The sequence below is a fragment of the Helicobacter suis HS1 genome, from assembly GCF_026000295.1.
GTDB classification, from domain to species: Bacteria; Campylobacterota; Campylobacteria; order Campylobacterales; family Helicobacteraceae; genus Helicobacter; species Helicobacter suis.
Genome location: NZ_AP026769.1, coordinates 1,106,907 through 1,127,471 on the forward strand (window position 1 = coordinate 1,106,907; position 20,565 = coordinate 1,127,471).

The following is a 20,565-nucleotide window of genomic DNA, read 5'->3' on the forward strand; positions in this document are numbered from 1 at the left end:
CCTCTCTAAAAAATAAAATACCCCACCCAAACCCCCACCAAAAATAGCAAACACACAAATTGCGCTGCTGAACCCATGTCTTTAGCCTTTTTGGCTAGTGGGTGTTTTTGCGTACCTGTAAAATCCACCGCGTTTTCAATCGCGCTATTAAGAAGTTCTACAATTACAGAGAGTACTCCGGGCAAAATTAAGAGTACAAACTGGATAAAAGAATGCGCGCAAAAAAAAGCCCCTACTAGGCTAATTGCACATAAAAACACCACTTGCCTAAAAGCAGGCTCTTCGCTAAAGGCAGCCTTTAATCCATCTTTGGAGTATAGCCATGCCAGCAATAGGCGCTTCATGGCAACACTTTAATAGAAAAATGCGGGAGATAATCTAATAAATTTTTGCCATGGATAAAATCTAGCAAAGGTATAAAAGGAGCGTTTTTATTCACTAATTCAAAGCTTACATGATCGCGTTTGTTTTGTGCAAAGGCTAATAGCTGATTAGAAAGTTCTTGTGCTGCTTGTGCTTCACCTTGTAGGCCTGCTACTAATAGCCCTACTAGCACAGTGCCTTTAAAAGAGCGCACAATTTCCTCTAGGGCTTTATTGTAGACTTGTGCGTCAAAATGAGAGGCGTGTATATCCCCTGTTTTTTGTAAAAGAGGGTAGAGAATGGAGCGAAAATCTTTAGAATAGGTTTTAACCCCTAATTTTTCAATGAGGATTTTTACATTTTGTGTTTGGGCTTGAGAACCTAAAAGATTTTTAAGATTTAAGGGTTTATCCCCGTCCTTTAAACGGGCATCTAGCAGTAGATGATAAGAAATTTGTTGCCCTTTTAAATGGCAGGTGTTGTGTTCTACAAGCGTGTCTTGTAGGCTTAAATCTAATAAACAACCCGCACTTGTTGGCATCCATGTTTTAGTAGCATAGAGTTTGGGAATATCTAATTTAAATTGCAAGGCATTTGTTTTAACCTCAGCTAGGGTTAGAGAAATTGCCCCTGTTTGGCCATGAATACCCGCACTCTCACAGACAATATTTTTAAAACCCTTGCAAGTAAAGGGCATCGCGTGTATATGCTTGGCTAGATTGTTTAAACTTTCCTCTAATTTATGTTTAATATCACTGCTTAATTTTAAACCCACTCCAAATAGCAAAACCGCTAACAACCCCCCCACCCCTAATAAAATAACGACGATCTTTTTAGACATTTAAAAAGCAATATCCAATTCAATACTACCGATGTTGTGGTTTCTGCTCTGATCTCTAAAAGTTTTACTTAGATCGATCGCACTAAAGCAAAAACGCATGCCTTTATACAGCAAAGCCACTCCCACTTGGGCGTTATAGAGAAAATAGGGTAACTGTGTGATGCCTCTGGTTTGTGCATCATTACCTTGTACAAACACATCTAAGGGCTGGAATTGTCCCATAGCCCCCACAAAGACATAAAAAGCCAAGCGGTTACTATAAGGCTCGCCTCCGGGAAAACCGCTATGGATTTCATTAGGGCCAAAATCAGCCTCTAAGTTATAGCCCATGCGCAAAGTAGCCCCTAAGTTAAAATTAGTCAAGGCATTACCCAAACTAAAACTAGCTGCGGGTAACATATCAATGCTAAAATAACGGCTTTTATAAAAATCAAGTTTTTGAATCCAAGTGTAGTTAAACTCAAAGATAAATTCGTTTTTAATTTGGGTATTCCAGCCCAAAAACTTAGGATCATGCCCCCAAGTGTGGATAAGATTTTGCGTAGGTCCAGCTAAAGAGGCAGGACCAACCATGCCAATAGAAAAACTGGTGTGTTCTAAAGCATGCGCACTTCTTTGGAAAATACCAAAATTGAGCCGTAACCAGCCCCCATAGAGGTGATCGCCCTTGACTATATTTGTTAATAGGCGGTGGGCGAGAGTGGGGGTGTACATGTCTTGGGTGAGGTAAATATTAAAGCGAGTCATGCGATTTTTTTTGCCCTGCAGACTTACAAAGCGCGCCCAAGACATGGCAGATTTGCGCTTAAAATAGCTATATTCTTTACTCACCCAGCCAATACGCGTACCTGCTGTGTAATAACGATCAATGTAGGGGTTGATATAACCATCATCTTCAGTTACTAACTGGATATATTGCTTATGATAGGGGGTTAGATCTATAGCCCTAAGAGAGCAAAGCAACATACAAAAAAGAGGGGCGTGTGATTTCATCGCTGGCATTATAGCCAAAAAATCAAAGCACGGGCTTAGATAGGGGATTTGATTTAGATAAAAACCCCTATTAAGTTAGCAAATTTGCGTTCTAATCAAAAAAGTAGGCTAAAAAAATGGCTACAAGAGAGTTTTTTAGGCAAAAGCCTTAAAATTGCAACTCCGCGTTAAAATAATCTTTTTCTTTAGAAAAAATGTACAAACCCTAGCACAAAATCTTTAAAATTGCTACAATTGTCGGTTTCAATCTTTAAAAGGTTTTAAATGTTTCAACCTCTCTTAGATGCCTACCTTGATTCAATGTGGCTACCACAAACAGAATCAACCCCCCCCCCCCCCTTAATTTGGCTATCTGCTATCCTTGGAGTGAGAATCAACTTACAGGGTTTAAAGAAAGTTTTTTTTATTATATTTTAAACTCTGCCTACGATATTAATCTTTCTAGGACTCCGCCTTGTGATATTGTTTTTGAGACTATCTTGCACAAGCAAGAGTCTTTAAATTTCCCTCAAAAGCGTATCGGCTTTACAGGGGAAAACATGCGGATTAACTTTGATATTTATGATTTTGGCATGGGTTTTGATGATCTAACCTTTGGTGAGAGGTATTTGCGTGTACCTTTGTATTATTTGCAATTGTACTCCCTTGCTCACATTGCAATAAATTTTGATTCTCCTTTTGATTCTCCTTTTGTACGACTACCCCATGAAGAGAATATCCCCTCTAGCTGTTCTTTTAAAGACTTATACCCCACCCTAGATGCACTTATTAGAGAGCAAACAGATCCGCTTAAAAGAGCATTTGCTAGTTTTGTGGCTTCTAACCCTAATGCACCTATGCGCAATGCTTGTTATCAGGAGCTTAATACCTATGCTCCTGTTGCTTCTGGAGGAAGGGTTTTTAATACTTTAGATAAGCCAATAAGTAATAAGGCAGAGTTTTTAAGCCAATATAAATTCAATCTTTGTTTTGAAAACTCTAAAGGTTTTGGCTACACCACAGAAAAAATTATAGACGCTTATTTTGCCCATACTATTCCTATTTATTGGGGCAATCCTGCAGTTGCCAAAGATTTTAACCCCAAAAGTTTTATCAATGTGCATGATTTTAAAGATTTTACAGAAGCTTTAGATTTTATCCGCTATCTTGACACCCACGACAACGCCTATTTAGACATGCTACATGCCCACCCGCTTAATAGTGTAAATGGTAAGCCCCAATTCTACCAAGATTTAAGCTTTGCTAAAATTCTAGCTTTTTTACAAAGGGCAATAGATTGTAAGGAGGTTTATCACACACAACCGCCTCCTCTTCCTTTTCACTGGAAAGTTAAAGTTATTAATAAATTAAAACGCATGCTAGCTCTTTTTTTAAAAGGTTAGAGGCTAAATAGTGGCTATTTTACACCTACCACTACAAGAGAGCAAAGCGATGGGCATTCTAAAATATCCACCTTAAAAACGCTAGGATTTTGCCGATAAATTATAGGGTGATATAGTCCATCTCCATAGGCCGTTGGTGCTGTAAAATAAAGGTTTTAGATTTTTCTACCCCCTCAGAAGTACCAATCATCAAAAGCTTAGATTCACTAGCAATAATAACCTCGCCATCAGGCATTGGGATATAGCGCCCATCTTTTTGGATAATCCCGATGATAAAAACCTTTGTGATCTCTCTAAAATGTGCTTCTTTGAGTTTGCGCTGTACTAACCAGCTTTCTTTAGGCACAATCACCTCTTCTAAATCTAAAAGTGTGTCTTTTTTATAAATGAATTTTTCTAAGATATTTTCCATATCAGGGCGGATTGCCATTGCGCTTACCCTTTGTGCCATTAACTTTGTCGGCGAGACCACACTATCAGCCCCTAATTTTTTTAGCTTTTCTAAACCTTCATCGCTATGTGCGCTGGCAATGATGTAGTAAGGCTTGCGCTTTAATTCTTCTTCAAAGAGTCTGACACTCACAATTAAGGCAATATTAACAGGTAAAATATCTGAGAAAGCCACAACCCCTTTAGCGCTACTTAAATGGGTTTTAAGCATGGCTAAATTAGTGTGCGGGTCGCCAGCAATGTAGTATGGATATTTATACTTAATGGCCTCTTCTTCAAAATTAGGTTTGTTATCCACCACCACAAAGGGAACTTGTGCGCTTCTAAATTGCTTGCTTAGTTCAATTGTGTATTCGTTGTGATAGCAAATAACATAGTGGTTTTTTAATCGTGCAATTTTATAAATCATTCTTTTTTCCCTAATAAGTCGGGCTAATACGCCCTTATTGATTACATTAATGAGCACCGCTACACTAAAGGTTACCACCCCCGTCCCACAAAACATAATAATTGAGGTAAAAAAGACGCTAACAGTGCCAAAATGGCTTTCATTAAGCGCCCCAAACCCTGTAGAGGTAAAAGTATAGGTGGTCTGGAAAAAGGCCTGAATGAGGCTGTAATCCTCTAGGGCTAAATAACCTAAAGTTCCCACCAGTATAAAGCACTGGATGAGTACTAAAGGGAGGCGGAAAACCTCAAATTGTTCGTAAATCTCAGCGTTAAGATTGTAATCGGCCTTAACTTTCTTCTTTTTAACAGAGGAGAGAAATGCCTTAAGCTTTTGTAGCACCCTCTACTCTAGCGACTCTTGCGCATAGTCCTTAAAGTAGAAGTTGCAACCTTAATCCTTTGCTTAGTACCATCTTCTAGGGTAATATGAATGGTGTGCAAATTAGGTAATAAGCGCCTTTTTGTCTTGTTATTCGCATGGCTTACGCGGTTACCCACCATAGGACCTTTATGGCTTAAATCACATCTTCTTGCCATTTATTCTCCTTAATCTGAAAATAAACGGCGATTATACCCTTTTTGTCTTAAACTAGTGCGTGGGTGCTTTTTTAGACGCCATATCCCCTTCTGGAACACCTTTGGGTTTGGGCGTATTTGTACTCATAACCGGTAGGTTAGGATAGATAATAGTGGGTTTTTTACCGGTAAGTGATCCAAAGAAAGTGGCGATCTTTTCTGCTTCTACATCACTAATTGTAACGCCAAGTTGAATCTTACCCATAGCTTTAATCGCGTCTTTAATATCCCAGTATCGCCCATTGTGAAAATAAGGCATGGTTTCTAAGATATTGCGCAAAGTAGGGACTTTTACCATGCCATTTTTATCGCCTTTAAAATCTCCAATATTAGCAAACTTATAAGGCGCAACCACTTGGAAGGGTTGCATCGTGCCCCCTAAATTAATCCCATTATGACACCCTATACAACCCTTATCTATAAAGATTTTCAAGCCCTCTTTTTCTTGATGGCTTAAGGCTTTAACATTGCCCCGTAAAAAGTCATCATAACGGCTAGGGGTGTTTAAAGTCGCTTCAAACATGGCAATTGTGCGTACAATCAAATTAAGATCAATTTTGACATGGTTGCCATAGGCGCGTCTAAAGGCCTTGACATAACCGGGTATAGAATTAATCTTAGCTTCTACAACTTTAGGATCAGCATTCATTTCTACTGGGTTAGCAATAGGGCCTTTAGCTTGTTGATCTAAATGAGCAACACGCCCATCCCAAAACTGCACGGAGTTAAAAACAGAGTTATACACGGTGGGCGAGTTTAAAAAATGAGGGTTAGGTCTCCAGCCCTCACCTACAGCTCTTGAGACATTATCCACGCCTGCTAAACCTAAATTATGACAAGTGTTACAAGAAACAAGATAAGAGGTGGAGATTCTAGGGTCTAAGTAAAGCTTTTTGCCTAGTTCAATTTGTCCCTTAGTCAAAACAGGCCCTTTATAGCTTGGATCTAATTCTCTTACTTTTTGTGTCAAATATTTATTGAGATCTTTACCCATTGGCATAGGTACTAAATTAGCTTCTAGGGCTTTTTTAATCAAATCTAGATCATTATTCTTTTGGGCATGGGCATGCACCACACCGCTTAAAGCCAAAGCAACACACACAGAACGCAGACCAAAAAAGTTTTTCATAACAATCCTTGAGTTTTTGATAAGAAGTATTCTAGTTTAAGCCGTGTTAATCTAGCTTTAATGATCTATAAAAGCTTACATTGTTTTGGTAAGATTAACAAGATACAGGATAGGAGTTAAAGGACTACAATGAGAAAGTGGATACTTTTAGGTTTATGTTTTCTAAGCTGTTTTTTAAGCACGCTACAGGCCACACAATATTTTTTTAGAGATTTTCATGCGAAGAATTTGGAGTATGCAATCCATCTGAAAAGAAAACTTAAAAAAGAAATCCAAGCTTGCGCGCAACTGAATACCTTGCCGCACCTCGAAACGGAGTTAGATCAGCAAATTAAAAGTTTCTTTAGAGACATTGAACGGGCTTCTGAGAGCTCACAGGGCTCTAGGACAGCATATAGAGAGGGGCATATGAGAGCAACAGAGGTTGAGGCATTACATGAAAGTGGAGGAGGTGACTATGAAAGTAACTAAGAAACATATACCCAAGAGCAACGAGGAGCTTAAGGCGTTACTTGAGGATACAAGCATGCATTTAGGAGGGATTGATATTAGCGCCATTACAGATTTAAGCCAAGTGTTTGCAGGAAGCACGCGCGAAAACTTTGAGGGGCTAGAGACTTGGGATGTATCGCATGTAATAAACATGTATGGTATATTTGCAAACGCCACTTGTTTAAATCATGACATTTCTAATTGGAATGTGTCTAGGGTGGAGGATATGAGTGATATGTTTGCTGGTTGTGATAATCTCACCGCCTACCCTAGGTGGTACCGGGCGTGGGGGTGATAAGATTTCAAGCAAGCGATAAAAATCTCAAAGAAGCCGTAAAAAAAAGGGCAGCTCTGGCTTGTTTTCTCTTAGGTTTTCTTTATGAAAGTGGTAGGGGTGTTGTACAAGACTACAAAAAGGCAAAGGAATGCTACCAAAAAGCTATTAAAACGGGAAATGAAGAGGTAAAAAATCTTGCTTAGGATCGTCTTGACAGATTATAAAAGCATATCTACAGGGGGCGGAATAATCCGCCACCATATAGCCTAGTCTTGGTTATTGTTGCGGCTATTGTTATTTTGGTTATTGCTATTGTTGTTGCGGTTGCTATTTCGTTGGTTATTATTTTGGCTGTTGCAACAACCGCCATTGTTTTGATTCATATTCATAGCATTCTCCTTCCATAAATTTAGAAATCCTTAGGATTTCCGGGCGCATAGTAGCATAAATTGCTATGCCTAGAGTAAATGAATTTGTACCCACTCTTGTAAGCGGGTTTTAGCTTGGCTATGGTTTTTTAAAAACTCTTGGTGCGCGTCTTTTTGTGTGTAGTTTGTGGTACAAAAAATACCTAAGCTAGGGATAGCATAAGATCGCGCAACACTTAAAACGCTAAAAAATTCCATGTTTTCTAGGGCAATACCGGCAGCATGCATGTGCTTTGAAAAAATAGGATTAGTGTGGATATAATTGCTTGAATTAACCACCACGCTAGGCAAATCCCATGTATCAAACTCCCATTCTTGGACTTCTAGGTAATTTTCTAGCGGGGTGTAGCTATCTTGGAGGGTAAAACTTTGCTCAATCTGAGTAGAGCGCGTGCTTTTATACAAACTAAGTAAAGGAATATTTAAATCATAAGATCCGGCTGTACCAATAAAAATTAAAAGATTAGGTTTTTCAAGCAAGCAAAGACGACTTAAATTTAAAGCACTCTCTATCAAACCAATCCCAATACTTTTTGCAAAATCAAAACTCTCATCTCTACCGGCACACACAAACAAAACATCTCCTTTATACAAAACTCCATGCTAGCACTTTTAAGTTAGCCTATGTTACAATGGGGCAGAAATTTTAGAGCGAAAGAATGGCGATCTTAGGCCAGCATTTTTTACACGATGCCCATTATCTGGGGCAGATCTTACAATCCATCCCCTATGAGCATTTTAAGGATTGGATACAGCTAGTAGAAATAGGGGTTGGCTTGGGAGATCTGACGACCCGGCTATTAAATAAGTTAGAGTCGCCTAAAAGCTTGTTAGCCTACGAAGTGGATCCCGGTTTGGCCCAAAGGTTATACCATAAACTAGGGCCTTTGTCTGAGCGTTTGGAGCTAGTTGTTGGGGATGTGATGCAGTATAAGGGGATTAATGGAGCAGATAGGCAAGTGTGCATACAAACAGCAGATAGAGACATTAGGCTTAGCGTCTCTGAAACCGGTTTTTTATGCCAAAAGCCTTATTTTCTGGTCTCTAATTTACCCTATTACATTGCCACACCCATTATTACAAGAGCCCTTAGAGATGCCTTATGTATCGGTATGGCAGTTATGGTGCAATTAGAAGTAGCGGATAAATTTTGTGCTCCTGTGCATAGTAGCAATTATGGGGCTTTAAGCGTGCTAGCAGATAGTCTATGTTGGCAACGCCATTTACTCTTTAAAGTTAACAAAGAGGCTTTTAATCCCCCGCCTAAGGTTCAATCAGCTTTCATGCGTTTACTTAAAAAACCCTTAGTAGAAAGAGAAACAAAGGGGTGGGATTTAAAAAGTTTGGAGCATTTGCTTAAAATCTGTTTTAAAGCTAACCGCAAAACTTTATACAACAATCAAAGGGGAGCTATCCAATAGAGCGTATCCAAGCTTTCTACACAGCACACAATTTAGAATCTGCATTGCGCCCTCACCAGCTAGATCCAGCCCACTACGCTAGTCTACTTGCTTTTCTCCACAATCCAACACAATAGGAAATGATATGGACAATCCGTTTAACGATTCAAACAATCCGCCTCAAGATACAGGCTCAGAAAACACTTCTCAACCCAAAAAAACAAATCCTCCAAAGCCTGCGCGCTTTAATCGTATCAGACAAGGCAGAGGTGAGTTTCACAATAAAAATTTACAAGCACACCTGCATTCAGAACAGGTTGGGGTAAAGAATATCACAAAAGCCAATGAGCGGGGTAATTTGGGCTTTCATAAAGAACTCAAACAAGGCGTAGAGACTAACCATAAAATCCACATTAACCATCTCAACCCGCATTATAAACTAGATTTAAGTGTTAAAGCACGGGTAAAAATCACCCCCTTAGGAGGGCTAGGCGAAATTGGTGGGAATATGATGGTGATTGAAACCCTTAATCAAGCCATTATCATAGATGTGGGTATGAGTTTTCCAAGCGAGGACATGCATGGAGTGGATATTTTAATCCCTGATTTTAGCTATCTACACAGCATTAAAGAAAAGATCGTAGGTGTGATCATCACCCACGCCCATGAAGATCATATTGGGGCTGTACCTTATTTGTTTAAAGAATTACAATTCCCTCTCTATGGTACACCGCTTAGTTTGGGCATGATTGGTAATAAATTTGATGAACATGGCCTTAAAAAGTTTAAAAACTATTTTAAAATTGTGCAAAAACGCCAACCTATCCAAATTGGCGAATTTACCATTGAATGGATTCACATCACCCACTCCATTATTGATGCAAGTGCACTAGCTATTCAAACCAAAGTAGGCACAATTATTCACACAGGCGATTTTAAAATTGATCACACACCCGTTGATAATATCCCAACCGATCTTTACCGCCTAGCCTATTATGGTGAACAGGGGGTTATGTTGCTTTTAAGTGATAGTACTAATTCTTATAAAACAGGAATCACCCCTCAGAAAGTAGCATTGGTCCGGTATTTGATAATCTTTTTAAAAACGCAACTGGAAGAGTGATCATGAGTACCTTTTCCTCTAATATCCACCGGGTTTATCAAGCGATTCAATATGCGATTAACTACGGGCGCAAGGTAGCCGTGATTGGGCGCTCTATGGAGAAAAACTTAGATATTGCCCGCGAACTAGGCTATATCCACCTGCCCTCTAAAGCTTTTATAGAAGCCCATGAAGTTGAAAAACACCCCGATCATGAAGTCTTTATTGTTACCACCGGCTCACAGGGTGAAACCATGAGCGCGCTTTATCGCATGGCTACTGATGAGCACCGCCACATTAGCATTAAACCTAGCGATCTTATTATTCTTTCAGCTAAAGCCATTCCGGGCAATGAAGCTAGTGTTTCTAGTATTTTAAATTTACTCATGAAAAAAGAAGCCCAAGTGGTTTATCAATCTTTTGATATTCATGTTAGCGGGCATGCCGCCCAAGAGGAGCAAAAACTCATGCTAAGACTTATTAAACCTAAATTTTTCTTGCCTATCCATGGGGAATATAACCATGTAGCCCGCCATAAAGAAACAGCTATTGCCTGTGGCATTCCTGAGAAAAATATCTATCTTATGGAAGATGGCGATCAAGTGGAGGTTAACCCTAACTTTATGCGCAAAACTAAAAGTGTGAAGAGTGGAAAAAGTTATGTGGATAACACGAATAATATTAGCATTGAGGAAAGAATTGTACAAGATCGCCAAGAAATTGCCAGTGCAGGGCTTTTAAGCGCGGTGTTATTTATCTCTAAAGCAGGAGAGCTTATGCCCACCTCTCAGATCACCACTTTAGGGATTGTCAATTTTAAAGAGGAGCGCTCTTTATTAGAGGAATTGCAAGGTTCTTTGAGTTTGCACATTAAAGCTTTGCGTTTTGATGTGATTTCTAATACTAAGCATTTAGAGGATAATGTACGCAATTTTCTAAGAAAAGCTCTTTTTAAGCACACTAAAAAATATCCGGCCATTGTCAGCCATGTGTTTTTAAACCCATGAGAGTTTGGATACTAGGGCTATTAATAGCGATGTTACAAGGGAGTGCTCAGGAGAAAGGCATGGACCATACAATTTATTTAGCCGGGGGGTGTTTTTGGGGATTAGAGGCTTATATGGAGCGCATTTATGGAGTCAAAAAAGCCATAGTGGGTTATGCCAATGGTAAAAGCGATCAAACAAACTACCATGAATTACACAACACAGATCACGCTGAAACCGTGAAAGTAGAATTTGATCCACACCAAATTAGCCTAGATAAACTCTTGCTTTATTATTTTAAAGTCATTGATCCAACCAGTTTAAACCAACAGGGCAACGATCGTGGCCGCCAATACCGCACGGGTATTTACTATGTAGACTCCAAAGATGAGCCCATTATTGCTAAAGCCTTAGCACGCTTACAGACTCATTACAAACAAAAAGTACAGGTTGAACTTGAGCCTTTAAAAAATTTTGTTGTCGCTGAGGAGTACCATCAAGATTATCTTAAGAAAAATCCGGGAGGGTATTGCCATATTGATTTAAAAAAGGCCGATGAGGTGATCATTGATGCTAAAGATTATCACAAACTTAGCGATGCAGAACTCAAGGCAAAACTAACTGATTTACAATACCAAGTTACCCAAAAAGGACAAACTGAAGCCGCCTTTCACAATGCCTATTTTGATCAGAATAAGCCGGGTATTTATGTAGACATCACCACAGGTGAACCCCTCTTTTTATCCGCTGATAAATTTAAGTCAGGTTGTGGGTGGCCTAGTTTTAGTAAACCCATTGATCAAAAGGTGGTGAATTATTTTAAAGATACCAGCCATAACATGATTCGCACAGAAGTTAAAAGCCGTGTAGGGCATGCACACTTAGGGCATGTTTTTGAAGATGGGCCTAAAAAATTGGGAGGGTTGCGTTATTGTATTAATAGCGCCGCGCTTAAATTCATTCCTTTAGAGGACATGGAAAAAGAAGGTTATGGCGCTTTAATCCCTCTGCTAAAAAAAGCCATGCTAGAGATTAAAAAATGAAATCTGATTTTGGCAAGTTAGCAAAGCAAATTTTAAATACAGAGGCAGAGGCGCTTTTAAGAGTCAGTTTAGATCACACAACCCTAGAACCCATTATCACATGCCTAGCGCACGCCCCTTTGGTGGTGATCATGGGAGTAGGAAAAAGCGCACACATTGGGCGTAAAATTGCGGCTACTTTGACAAGTACCGGCACTAAGGCGATCTTTTTACACCCCACCGAGAGTTTACATGGCGACATGGGCATTGTAGGGCCTAGAGATGTGATCTTAGCTATTAGCTATGGGGGGGAGAGCATGGAGCTTTTAGAGGCTTTAGGGTCTTTAAAACCTAAAAAATAAATTAGATACAAAAGTATACTACATAGCGAAATGCAAGCTTTAAAAACGAGCATGCAAGCCATTACAGACACTCAAGAGGCTATCTCTTTTGGTGTTCCTAGCACTTCAACTACTTTAAGCCTCGCATTAGGTGATGTGCTAGCAGCATGCTTAATGGAGGTTAAAAATTTTAGTAGAGAGGATTTTGCTAAATTACACCCGATTGCCTATGTGTATGCGCAAGGTTATGCGAGTGCAGAAATGAAACACGGACCCATTGCTCTAGCTGATTGCAATTTATAGGCTTGTTCCCTTTTTGCTTTAGTTGAGGCTAATGATAAATGCTTAGGCAATGCTTTATTAGTTGATGATCAACAAAGACTAATAGGGATTTTAAGCGATGGGGATATTAGACGTGCTTATTTTCAGATCAATACCCCCACTACCCCCACTACATGCCCGAATTTTTTAGCATGCTTGTTGTTTTACAACTCTTTGCCCTTGAAATGGCACAATTAAAAGGCTTAAATGTAGATAAGCCCCGTAATCTAGCTAAAAGTGTAACTGACCAAAAGAAAGTTTTAGGCGTTTTACACTTGCATACTTTATTTTATCCACCTTCAGGGAATAACTAACAGAGAGACATCACTCCCTTACTTTGGCATTTAAACTATCTTTTAAAGCGTTTTGATCAAAGAGATATTTTTTCTATAGCTACTCTTAAAAATAGCGCATTTAAGTTTGAGTGATTTTATTTTGATGAAACGGGGGAGTATGGATATTCCAGAAACTCTAAACATGGCCTTTTACACACAAATAGGAGAACGAGTAGAGGAACTAAAAGAACATATCAATGCTTTAAATAAATACAAGCGAGAGATGTTAGTTTTTTAGAAAGGATTTTTATGTGCGGGATTATGGGCTATATTGGAATAGCAGATAAAAAAACTCTCTTGCTTGAAGGGTTAAAGGAATTAGATTATCGGGGGTATGATAGCGCAGGGCTAGCAACAATTAGAGTTGCTGATTTTAAATTAGAAGTCTTTAAAACAAGTGGCAAAATTACAGCCCTAGAGGCATTAACGCAAAATTTTAGTGCACCCGGGCTTGGAGTAGGCATTGCCCACACCCGCTGGGCTACACATGGCAAACCCACTACCGCCAACGCCCACCCCCATGTTTATCAAAATAGCGCTCTTGTGCACAATGGAATCATTGAAAATTATGCCATGCTTAAAGCGGATTTAAAAACAAAAGGGCATGTTTTTAGTAGCCAAACAGATAGCGAGGTAGTCGTCCATATCTTTGAAGAGGAATTAGCAAATCTATCTAACTCTAATAGTATTTCTCAAGATTTAGCTTTGCAGGCTTTTAAAAACACCATTGCTAAATTAGAGGGGGCGTATGCGATTTTGCTTATCCATGCCAAATTACCCACTTGTATTTTTTATGCTAAAAACCGCTCGCCCTTGCTTCTTGCTAAGACTCAAGATAGTGTTTATTTTGCTAGTGCTGAAAGCGGGCTTATTGGTAGAGCGGAGCAAATGGTGCGTTTAGAAGAGGGGGCACTTGGGTGCATGGATTATAACACTCCTCTGCATTTTAAAACCACTCCCATTTCAAAAGATATACAAGAGAGCAATAAAGAAGGTTTTGCTACTTTTATGGAAAAAGAAATCTATGAGCAAGATAAAATTTTAACTCTATTAGATAGATGGACACCCACCCATGCGCATTTAGAACTCCCTAAAGGTTTTTTAGATCAGATTTCTACTGTAACAATTAGTGCTTGTGGATCAAGTTATCACGCCGCTTTAGTGGCAAAATATCTCATAGAAAGCCTAGCCCATGTTAAAGTACAAGTTGAGCTAGCTAGTGAATACCGCTATGGGCATTTTGCAACTAGACAAGATGAGCTTTTTATCGCGATTTCTCAAAGTGGCGAGAGTGCAGATACTTTAGAGGCTTTAAAATTAGCTAAGAATTTAGGGCTAAAAACTTTAGGGGTTTGTAATACGCAAAACTCTACAATGGGCGCGCTAGCAGACGCCACTCTTTTAACCCGCGCTGGATTAGAAAAAAGTGTGGCTTCTACTAAAGCTTTTTCTAGTCAAGTTTTACTTCTATGGCTTTTAGCGCTTGTGCTGGCTAAACAAAATAAATTAGATACAAAAGTACTACATAGCGAAATGCAAGCTTTAAAAACGAGCATGCAAGCCATTACAGACACACTCAAACTACATGAAAAAGTTAAAGAAATTAGCAAACACATTTTAGATCAAAACCCACAGGGTTATTTTTTCATGGGGCGGGGTGTGTTTTATCCTTTGGCTTTAGAAGGGGCGCTTAAATTAAAAGAAATTGCCTATGTGTATGCGCAAGGTTATGCGAGTGCAGAAATGAAACACGGACCCATTGCTCTAGCTGATTGCAATTTATTATGCACCGCCCTTTTACCCGCTAATTTACTTTTTGCTAAAAATTGTAGCAGTGTTGAGGAATTACAAGCCCGTGATGCGCGTATCTTTGCCCTAAGCCCTGAAAATATTACTAATGCCCATTTTCAGATCAATACCCCCCACTACCCCCACTACATGCCCGAATTTTTTAGCATGCTTGTTGTTTTACAACTCTTTGCCCTTGAAATGGCACAATTAAAAGGCTTAAATGTAGATAAGCCCCGTAATCTAGCTAAAAGTGTAACTGTTGAGTAATTTATCTTCTGAATCTTTACCCATTCCCATTTGCATTATCCACCTTCTTAAAACCCCCCAAGAGAGAGACATCACTCCCTTACTTTGGCATTTAAACTATCTTTTAAAGCGTTTTGATCAAAGAGATATTTTTTCTATTGCCATTTTTAAGGCTATCCATGGACACCAAGATTTTTTACAACAAGGAATCACCTTTGAACACACCCACCCGGTTTTAAACGATTTTAGCCCCCATTTGCCCAGCTTTAAAGAGTGTTTACAATTAGCCTCTTTAGCGCTTAAAACGCCTTTGGATTTTTTAAGTTTTAAACAACTGGGGCGTTTTGCAAGCCATTATTTGCTGTGGCAAGAATGTGTGCGGCTCAAACGCCCTATGATTATTTTAGAAGACGATGTATTGCCCACAAATGATTTTTTTGGAAAGTGCCATTTGAGTTTAGAAGCCTTGCATGCGGATAAAGCCCAGATAATACGCCTCCTTGTCCATTCTAAAAGGCGTTGTGCAAAAACCTCTATCAACTATAACTTTGATCACCTTTTTAGCCCGCAAGGACTAGGTGCACATGGCTACATGTTAAACCCTAATGGAGCGCATAAGCTCTTAAAAGCCTGCCCTCCTCTTTGGACATTAAAAGTAGACACCTATATAGATTCTTATTACAACCACCACGCACTCACCTTTACCCTTAAGTCTGCTATTCTGCTTATTAACCCATTAGATTCAGAAAGCCCCCCCACTAGTACGGATTATTTCAAGGGTAAATTAAAATGGTTGTTATATCTTCTGCGTACTTGTAACTGCATTCTTAAGATTAAGTTATTTGCCAAGCACTATCTATCCTTATTTTTAAGACCCTCTTAAATAGCAAAAATCCTAGCCAAAAAGTACGCAACACACGCGCAATTTGCGGTTAAGATGAACGCGCATAAAAATTACTTTCATGAATGGGCACATTTGGGAGGGGTTAAGCTTATGGGTGTGATTATGCATAATCAAGTTAAGATTATTTTTACAAACGGCGAAATTTAGCTGAGCCATAATCCCGTTTCATCAACACCCAAATCTAACGCGAAAAACTCCTCCGTATTAGCTTTTTTTAATCGTATTTGACTCAATTAAAGCGCCATTTAACCCCGGTTAAACCCGGGTAAAGGCACATCAAAAGCTTTTTGCAAAGTCCCTAAACCCACAAACAAGCCCAAATGTTTTTAGCATTTAGGCGTTTTATTAATAAAGCTCCGATCTTATCATTTACCCACCAATTTATTTAGTTTCTCTGGATAGCGTGATCCTTCTATTTTAATCCGGCGCTTTGGCCTTATTTCTACCGATCATTTAGGTTTTATACAGGCTATGGGTAATTCTATGGAGCCTCGTATCAAAGAAAATGATTTATTGTTATTCCAAAGCGATGGTACCCGTTATGAGGGGGCGATTTATGTGGTGAATTTAGGGGGCGAGTATTATATCCGCCGTCTTAGCAAACGCCCTAAAATATCTCTAATTAGTGATAATCCTGTTTACCAACCCATTACAGTACACAATTTGGACGAATTAGCTATTTTAGGTAGAGTAGTGGGGGTTTTACACAGCTTTAGTTTATAAAAGAAGCGGGAGCGAAGGCCGTCGCATGCGACAAGGGGGTATCATGATGGCTCCAGACTATTCTCACTGGCATGGGGTCTTTGAGGTGCAGCAAGATATTAGAAAGCTTAGAAAAATCTACGCTAAACGCATCAAAACTAATCAAATTGAGGATTAGTGTTGCTGCAGGGATAACCCCTGCAGGTATGCCCTTTAAATTGCATAAATGAGGGCACTTTTAAAGCACTTTTAGTTATAATCGGGCAAAAAGGCCAAATCAATGTTACGCTTTGCCCCCTCTCCAAGACTCCTGAGGTAGATGCTTACCATTTGGATAAACATGGCGGTAAAAATGGCGTGGGTTTTAAGGCCACTTGTGTGGATTGTCATTTACCCCATGACAACATTATCAATTACTTTGTAACAAAAACATCAAGAAATCTTAGAGATGTATATGGTAACACTTTTAAAAACCCGTATAAATTTGACTGGGAGGAAAATAGACGGCGCGCAAAAGAATATGTTTTTGATTCTGGTTGTTTGCGCTGCCATGAAGATCTTAAAAGTGAAACCACTTCTAACATGAAAGCCTTTTTGCCTCACCGCGACTACTTTACCGGGCTTTCACACAAAAAATGCGTAGAATGCCATTTAGATCAAGTAGGCCATAAAAATTTAGGCCTCCATTTCAAAGCCTTTTTGAAAAAAGATTACAAACCCTATCCTAGAGCTTTCTTGGTACAGGGTAGTAAGCAAACGCTAGAAGAGTTAAGTGAAATTAAACCCGCCTCAGATTCTGCGATGGCTGATCGTAAAATCCAAACAAAGACCCAGACAAAGGAGTAAAAATGTGCTTTAACCCGACTAAAGGAGAGAACCATGCGTGCTTCTAGCAAAATGCATTTGCTAGCCTTGATGTTTATGTGTCTTGTAGGGGTGGCTTCTGCTCGCTCTCACACGAGTAACGCCCATACGAGTAGCGCTCACACAAATAGCGCCAACACAGGGGGGGGTACGAGTATTGATAATGGTATGGATACGCAACTACCCCTTAAAACTTTTAGGGGCATGACCGGGGAAGCTAAGGGTTGTATTGAATGCCATGCTAAGAAAAATCCGGGCATTGTGGCTGATTGGAAGATGAGTCGCCACGCCCACGCAGGGGTGAGTTGTATTGATTGCCATGGAATCACTAAAGATAGCCCCATGCTCACTATGGACGGGCATGAAGGTTCTAAAGTACCTATCTCCGTGCTTGTTTCTACTAACACCTGTGCTAAATGCCATGAAAAAGAGGTTACAGAGTTTAGACACAGCGGGCACTCCAGAGGTGCGGTACAAACTTGGGCTAAGACTAGTATGCGTACTCTCATGATTGAGGTAGAGGGGCGTGGGCATCCAGATTTAGGGCGTGCACCCTCTATTACAGGCTGTTCACAATGCCATGGCACGATCATCAAATTGAACAAAAACAGACGCCCAACTCCAGAAACTTGGCCTACCTATGGTATTGGTACGGCATTCCCAGATGGTTCTTTGGGTAACTGTGCAAGTTGCCACAGCGCACATAAATTTAGCTTGGTTGAGGCTAGAAAACCAGCGGCATGTGCGAGTTGTCACTTAGGTCCTGATCACCCCGATATTGAAATTTATAATAACTCTATGCACGGGCATATCTACAATACTGAGGGTGAACAATGGAATTTTGATGCCGCACCCGGTACTTGGAAAGTGCCAGACTTTAGAGCCCCTACCTGTGCAACTTGCCATATGAGTGGTAACTCTAAAAGCGCGGTTACCCACAATGTGAGCCGCCGCTTAAAATGGAATTTGTTCATGCCATTAAGTCAATTACGCACAGGGGGATATGAAACCGCTAGCGATGCCTTTAAGTATGATAATAAAATCACTGTGGGTAATCCTTTAGCAGGTAATATTAAAGGACCTGAGGCCGCACGCGAGGAAATGAAAGCAGGTTGTATGGACTGCCACAATAGTACCCATGTTGATAATTTCTTCCTCATGGCAGATAAAAATATCATGCTCTATAATGAGTATTACCAAGAGGCGGTTAAAATGCGCGATGCTTTGGCTAAAAAACACTTGTTAGGCAAAGACATGTGGAGCGATGATTTCCAAAACACCATGTATCACATGTGGCACCACGAAGGCCGTCGCATGCGACAAGGGGGTATCATGATGGCTCCAGACTATTCTCACTGGCATGGGGTCTTTGAGGTGCAGCAAGATATTAGAAAGCTTAGAAAAATCTACGCTAAACGCATCAAAACTAATCAAATTGAGGATTAGTGTTGCTGCAGGGATAACCCCTGCAGGTACGCCCTTTAAATTGCATAAATGAGGGCACTTTTAAAGCACTTTTAGTTATAATCGGGCAAAAAGGCCAAATCAATGTTACGCTTTGCCCCCTCTCCAACGGGAAGTATGCATATTGGAAATTTGCGCGTGGCTTTGCTTAATTTTCTAGTAGCTAAGCGCCTTAAACTCCCTCTGATGGTGCGCATTGAAGACACCGATTTAGAACGCAATATTCCGGGTAAAGATCAAGAAATCTTAGAGATTTTAGAAAAAGTAGGCATTACTTGGAATGAATTGATCTATCAAAGCGCAAATTTACCCACCCATTTATCCTATGCAGAAAAACTTTTGCAAAATCAAGAAGCCTTTTATTGCTATTGTACCCCTGCCTTTTTAGAGGCCAAAAAAGCAGAAGCTCTAAAGGCTAAAAAACCCTTTCGCTATGAAGATCACTGGGCACTCTTAGAAAAAGAGAGTAACCCTAATCCTGTTGTGCGTTTAAAAGGAAGCACGCAAGAAATGCAGTTTACAGACACAATCAAGGGTAGCATTCGTTTTAACGCCCATGAACTGGATAGTTTTGTGATTTTGCGCTCTAATCAAACCCCTACTTATAACTTTGCCTGTGCCTGCGATGATTTTACCTATGGCATTAGTTATATTATCCGCGGCGAAGATCATGTAAGCAACACCCCTAAACAAATGCTTATCCAACAAGCTCTTTCCCGCGTACTTAATTTGCCCTATAAACCCACCACCTACGCACACCTACCCATTATCTTAAATGAAGAAGATGGAAAAAAGATGAGTAAGCGAGTTGAGTCTTCTAGTGTGCAGTGGTTACTCAAACAAGGGTTTTTACCCGCTAGCATTGCTAATTATTTGATCTCTTTAGGGTATAAGCCTCCAAAAGAGGTTTTTGATTTATCTGAGGCAACTACTTGGTTTGTCTTAGAAAATGTGAGTGCCTCAAGCGCTAAATTTAGCCTCCCTTATTTGCGCCATCTCAACCATAAACGCCTCCAAAACCTTAGCCTAGAGCAGTTGGCTAAAGTTTTACAAATAGAACCCTTTAAAGCCCCATTAGCCCAGCTTTTCTTAGAAGAATCTAGCACCCTAGTAGAGCTACATAGCAAGTTACAAGCAATGTTTGCGCCTAAAGATATTTCTAAAGATTATGAGGGCCAAAATTTTTACGATCAATGTTTATTACTCTATAACACTTTAAAAACCATGCCAGTTTGTACAGATTTTAGCAATTTTAAACAGATAGCGATGCAAAAAAGCCAGCTTAGGGGGAAGGATTTTTTTAAACCCCTACGGATTTTACTCACCGGACAATCCCACGGCCTAGAGTTAGCCACACTTTATCCCCATGTATATCCTTTTTTAGATCAAATCCTCACTTTGGCTACAGATCATGGTTGTTAACACTTTTTTAAATGCTATTGCCACTATTTTACATGCCTTGCTTAATCTTTATCTTTGGATTATTATTATTGCCTCTTTGATTAGTTTTTTAAGACCCGATCCATCTAATGTTTTGGTACAAATCCTTTATCGTCTCACAGAGCCTGTTTTATTGAAGATGCGCCAGATGATGCCCTTCTTGCTTTTTAATGGAATCGATCTCTCCCCTCTAGCCGTGATCATCATCTTGGAGTTTTTAGACATGACATTAGTACGGCTTTTGTTTATGTACGCTCAAGGTTAAA

22 protein-coding genes and 3 pseudogenes are annotated in these 20,565 nt (G+C 39.8%); 17 read left to right on the forward strand and 8 right to left on the reverse strand.

Going from position 1 to position 20,565, the window contains the following annotated elements; all coding sequences use genetic code 11:
- Positions 1–5: 5 nt before the first annotated feature.
- Genes OO773_RS05975 through OO773_RS05985 form a run of 3 tightly spaced genes read right to left on the reverse strand, consistent with a single transcriptional unit; the run spans position 6 to position 2,206 of the window.
- Positions 6–344: a diacylglycerol kinase gene (locus tag OO773_RS05975; RefSeq protein ID WP_006564958.1), complete on the reverse strand. Its 339-nt coding sequence runs from the start codon at positions 342–344 to the stop codon at positions 6–8.
- Positions 341–1,204, reverse strand: coding sequence for a hypothetical protein (locus OO773_RS05980; RefSeq protein ID WP_040499360.1), 864 nt, complete (start codon positions 1,202–1,204; stop codon positions 341–343). The genes OO773_RS05975 and OO773_RS05980 overlap by 4 nt, the downstream gene beginning before the upstream one ends.
- Positions 1,205–2,206, reverse strand: a complete 1,002-nt coding sequence (locus OO773_RS05985; protein WP_232087182.1) for a lipid A deacylase LpxR family protein — start codon at positions 2,204–2,206, stop codon at positions 1,205–1,207.
- Between the two features lie 293 nt (positions 2,207–2,499).
- Here OO773_RS05985 and OO773_RS05990 point away from each other — a divergent pair, with 293 nt between their 5' ends.
- Positions 2,500–3,579: a glycosyltransferase family 10 domain-containing protein gene (locus OO773_RS05990; protein ID WP_143159242.1), complete on the forward strand. Its 1,080-nt coding sequence runs from the start codon at positions 2,500–2,502 to the stop codon at positions 3,577–3,579.
- A gap of 100 nt (positions 3,580–3,679) precedes the next feature.
- Here OO773_RS05990 and OO773_RS05995 read toward each other — a convergent pair whose 3' ends face one another.
- The 3 genes from OO773_RS05995 to OO773_RS06005 are packed head-to-tail and all read right to left on the reverse strand — an operon-like array spanning position 3,680 to position 6,184.
- Complete coding sequence (locus OO773_RS05995; RefSeq protein ID WP_006564955.1) at positions 3,680–4,819, reverse strand: potassium channel family protein; 1,140 nt, start codon at positions 4,817–4,819, stop codon at positions 3,680–3,682.
- 8 nt (positions 4,820–4,827) lie between these two features.
- Positions 4,828–5,016, reverse strand: coding sequence for a 50S ribosomal protein L28 (gene rpmB / locus OO773_RS06000; protein WP_006564954.1), 189 nt, complete (start codon positions 5,014–5,016; stop codon positions 4,828–4,830).
- Between the two features lie 52 nt (positions 5,017–5,068).
- Entirely contained in the window at positions 5,069–6,184 is a 1,116-nt protein-coding gene (locus tag OO773_RS06005) for a cytochrome-c peroxidase (protein ID WP_006564953.1), read from the reverse strand.
- A 129-nt stretch (positions 6,185–6,313) separates the two neighbouring features.
- Between OO773_RS06005 and OO773_RS06010 the strand changes: the two genes are divergently transcribed.
- From OO773_RS06010 to OO773_RS10015, 3 genes are read left to right on the forward strand one after another with little or no spacing between them, the layout of a single operon-like run.
- Complete coding sequence (locus OO773_RS06010) at positions 6,314–6,655, forward strand: hypothetical protein (protein WP_034375907.1); 342 nt, start codon at positions 6,314–6,316, stop codon at positions 6,653–6,655.
- On the forward strand, positions 6,642–6,971 hold the full coding sequence (locus OO773_RS06015; RefSeq protein WP_050780244.1) for a BspA family leucine-rich repeat surface protein: 330 nt from the start codon (positions 6,642–6,644) through the stop codon (positions 6,969–6,971). Before OO773_RS06010 ends, OO773_RS06015 begins: the two co-directional genes overlap by 14 nt.
- Positions 6,968–7,156, forward strand: a complete 189-nt coding sequence (locus OO773_RS10015) for an SEL1-like repeat protein (protein ID WP_324736588.1) — start codon at positions 6,968–6,970, stop codon at positions 7,154–7,156. Before OO773_RS06015 ends, OO773_RS10015 begins: the two co-directional genes overlap by 4 nt.
- Positions 7,157–7,219: 63 nt before the next feature.
- Here the strand turns inward: OO773_RS10015 and OO773_RS06025 are convergent, their stop codons facing one another.
- Both OO773_RS06025 and OO773_RS06030 read right to left on the reverse strand, forming a co-directional pair.
- Positions 7,220–7,342, reverse strand: coding sequence for a hypothetical protein (locus OO773_RS06025; protein ID WP_255298852.1), 123 nt, complete (start codon positions 7,340–7,342; stop codon positions 7,220–7,222).
- 69 nt (positions 7,343–7,411) lie between these two features.
- A complete protein-coding gene (locus OO773_RS06030; protein ID WP_176485300.1) occupies positions 7,412–7,957 on the reverse strand; it encodes a nucleoside phosphorylase-I family protein in 546 nt (181 codons plus the stop codon).
- 83 nt (positions 7,958–8,040) lie between these two features.
- On the opposite strand from OO773_RS06030, the gene OO773_RS06035 reads away from it, so the two are divergent.
- The 13 genes and pseudogenes from OO773_RS06035 (at position 8,041) to OO773_RS06100 (ending at position 20,564) form a co-directional block, all read left to right on the forward strand.
- On the forward strand, positions 8,041–8,802 hold the full coding sequence (locus OO773_RS06035) for a ribosomal RNA small subunit methyltransferase A (protein ID WP_264828474.1): 762 nt from the start codon (positions 8,041–8,043) through the stop codon (positions 8,800–8,802).
- A 124-nt stretch (positions 8,803–8,926) separates the two neighbouring features.
- Positions 8,927–10,890, forward strand: a pseudogene (locus OO773_RS06040) (ribonuclease J).
- A 29-nt stretch (positions 10,891–10,919) separates the two neighbouring features.
- Positions 10,920–11,912, forward strand: a complete 993-nt coding sequence (gene msrB / locus OO773_RS06045; RefSeq protein WP_006564949.1) for a peptide-methionine (R)-S-oxide reductase MsrB — start codon at positions 10,920–10,922, stop codon at positions 11,910–11,912.
- Positions 11,909–12,867 (forward strand): annotated as a pseudogene (locus tag OO773_RS10020) (SIS domain-containing protein). The gene msrB and the pseudogene OO773_RS10020 overlap by 4 nt, the downstream one beginning before the upstream one ends.
- Before the next feature lie 106 nt (positions 12,868–12,973).
- Positions 12,974–13,126: a DUF2443 family protein gene (locus OO773_RS06060; protein ID WP_406600072.1), complete on the forward strand. Its 153-nt coding sequence runs from the start codon at positions 12,974–12,976 to the stop codon at positions 13,124–13,126.
- A gap of 11 nt (positions 13,127–13,137) precedes the next feature.
- The gene (glmS, locus tag OO773_RS06065) at positions 13,138–14,946 is read left to right on the forward strand and encodes a glutamine--fructose-6-phosphate transaminase (isomerizing) (RefSeq protein WP_006564946.1); all 1,809 of its coding nucleotides are present in this window, start codon (positions 13,138–13,140) and stop codon (positions 14,944–14,946) included.
- Positions 14,939–15,808, forward strand: a complete 870-nt coding sequence (locus tag OO773_RS06070) for a glycosyltransferase family 25 protein (protein WP_006565134.1) — start codon at positions 14,939–14,941, stop codon at positions 15,806–15,808. Before glmS ends, OO773_RS06070 begins: the two co-directional genes overlap by 8 nt.
- Positions 15,809–16,300: 492 nt before the next feature.
- Positions 16,301–16,552 carry a S24 family peptidase gene (locus tag OO773_RS06075; protein ID WP_231102829.1) on the forward strand — a complete coding sequence of 84 codons (252 nt, stop codon included), beginning with the start codon at positions 16,301–16,303 and terminating at the stop codon, positions 16,550–16,552.
- 13 nt (positions 16,553–16,565) lie between these two features.
- Positions 16,566–16,709, forward strand: a pseudogene (locus tag OO773_RS06080) (multiheme c-type cytochrome); the annotation flags it as partial.
- A gap of 152 nt (positions 16,710–16,861) precedes the next feature.
- Positions 16,862–17,377: a cytochrome c3 family protein gene (locus tag OO773_RS06085; RefSeq protein WP_264828477.1), complete on the forward strand. Its 516-nt coding sequence runs from the start codon at positions 16,862–16,864 to the stop codon at positions 17,375–17,377.
- Between the two features lie 33 nt (positions 17,378–17,410).
- Positions 17,411–18,841 carry a multiheme c-type cytochrome gene (locus OO773_RS06090; RefSeq protein WP_006564945.1) on the forward strand — a complete coding sequence of 477 codons (1,431 nt, stop codon included), beginning with the start codon at positions 17,411–17,413 and terminating at the stop codon, positions 18,839–18,841.
- 102 nt (positions 18,842–18,943) lie between these two features.
- The gene (gene gltX / locus OO773_RS06095; RefSeq protein ID WP_006564944.1) at positions 18,944–20,281 is read left to right on the forward strand and encodes a glutamate--tRNA ligase; all 1,338 of its coding nucleotides are present in this window, start codon (positions 18,944–18,946) and stop codon (positions 20,279–20,281) included.
- Positions 20,271–20,564 carry a YggT family protein gene (locus tag OO773_RS06100; RefSeq protein WP_034375919.1) on the forward strand — a complete coding sequence of 98 codons (294 nt, stop codon included), beginning with the start codon at positions 20,271–20,273 and terminating at the stop codon, positions 20,562–20,564. Before gltX ends, OO773_RS06100 begins: the two co-directional genes overlap by 11 nt.
- Position 20,565 lies beyond the last annotated feature (1 nt).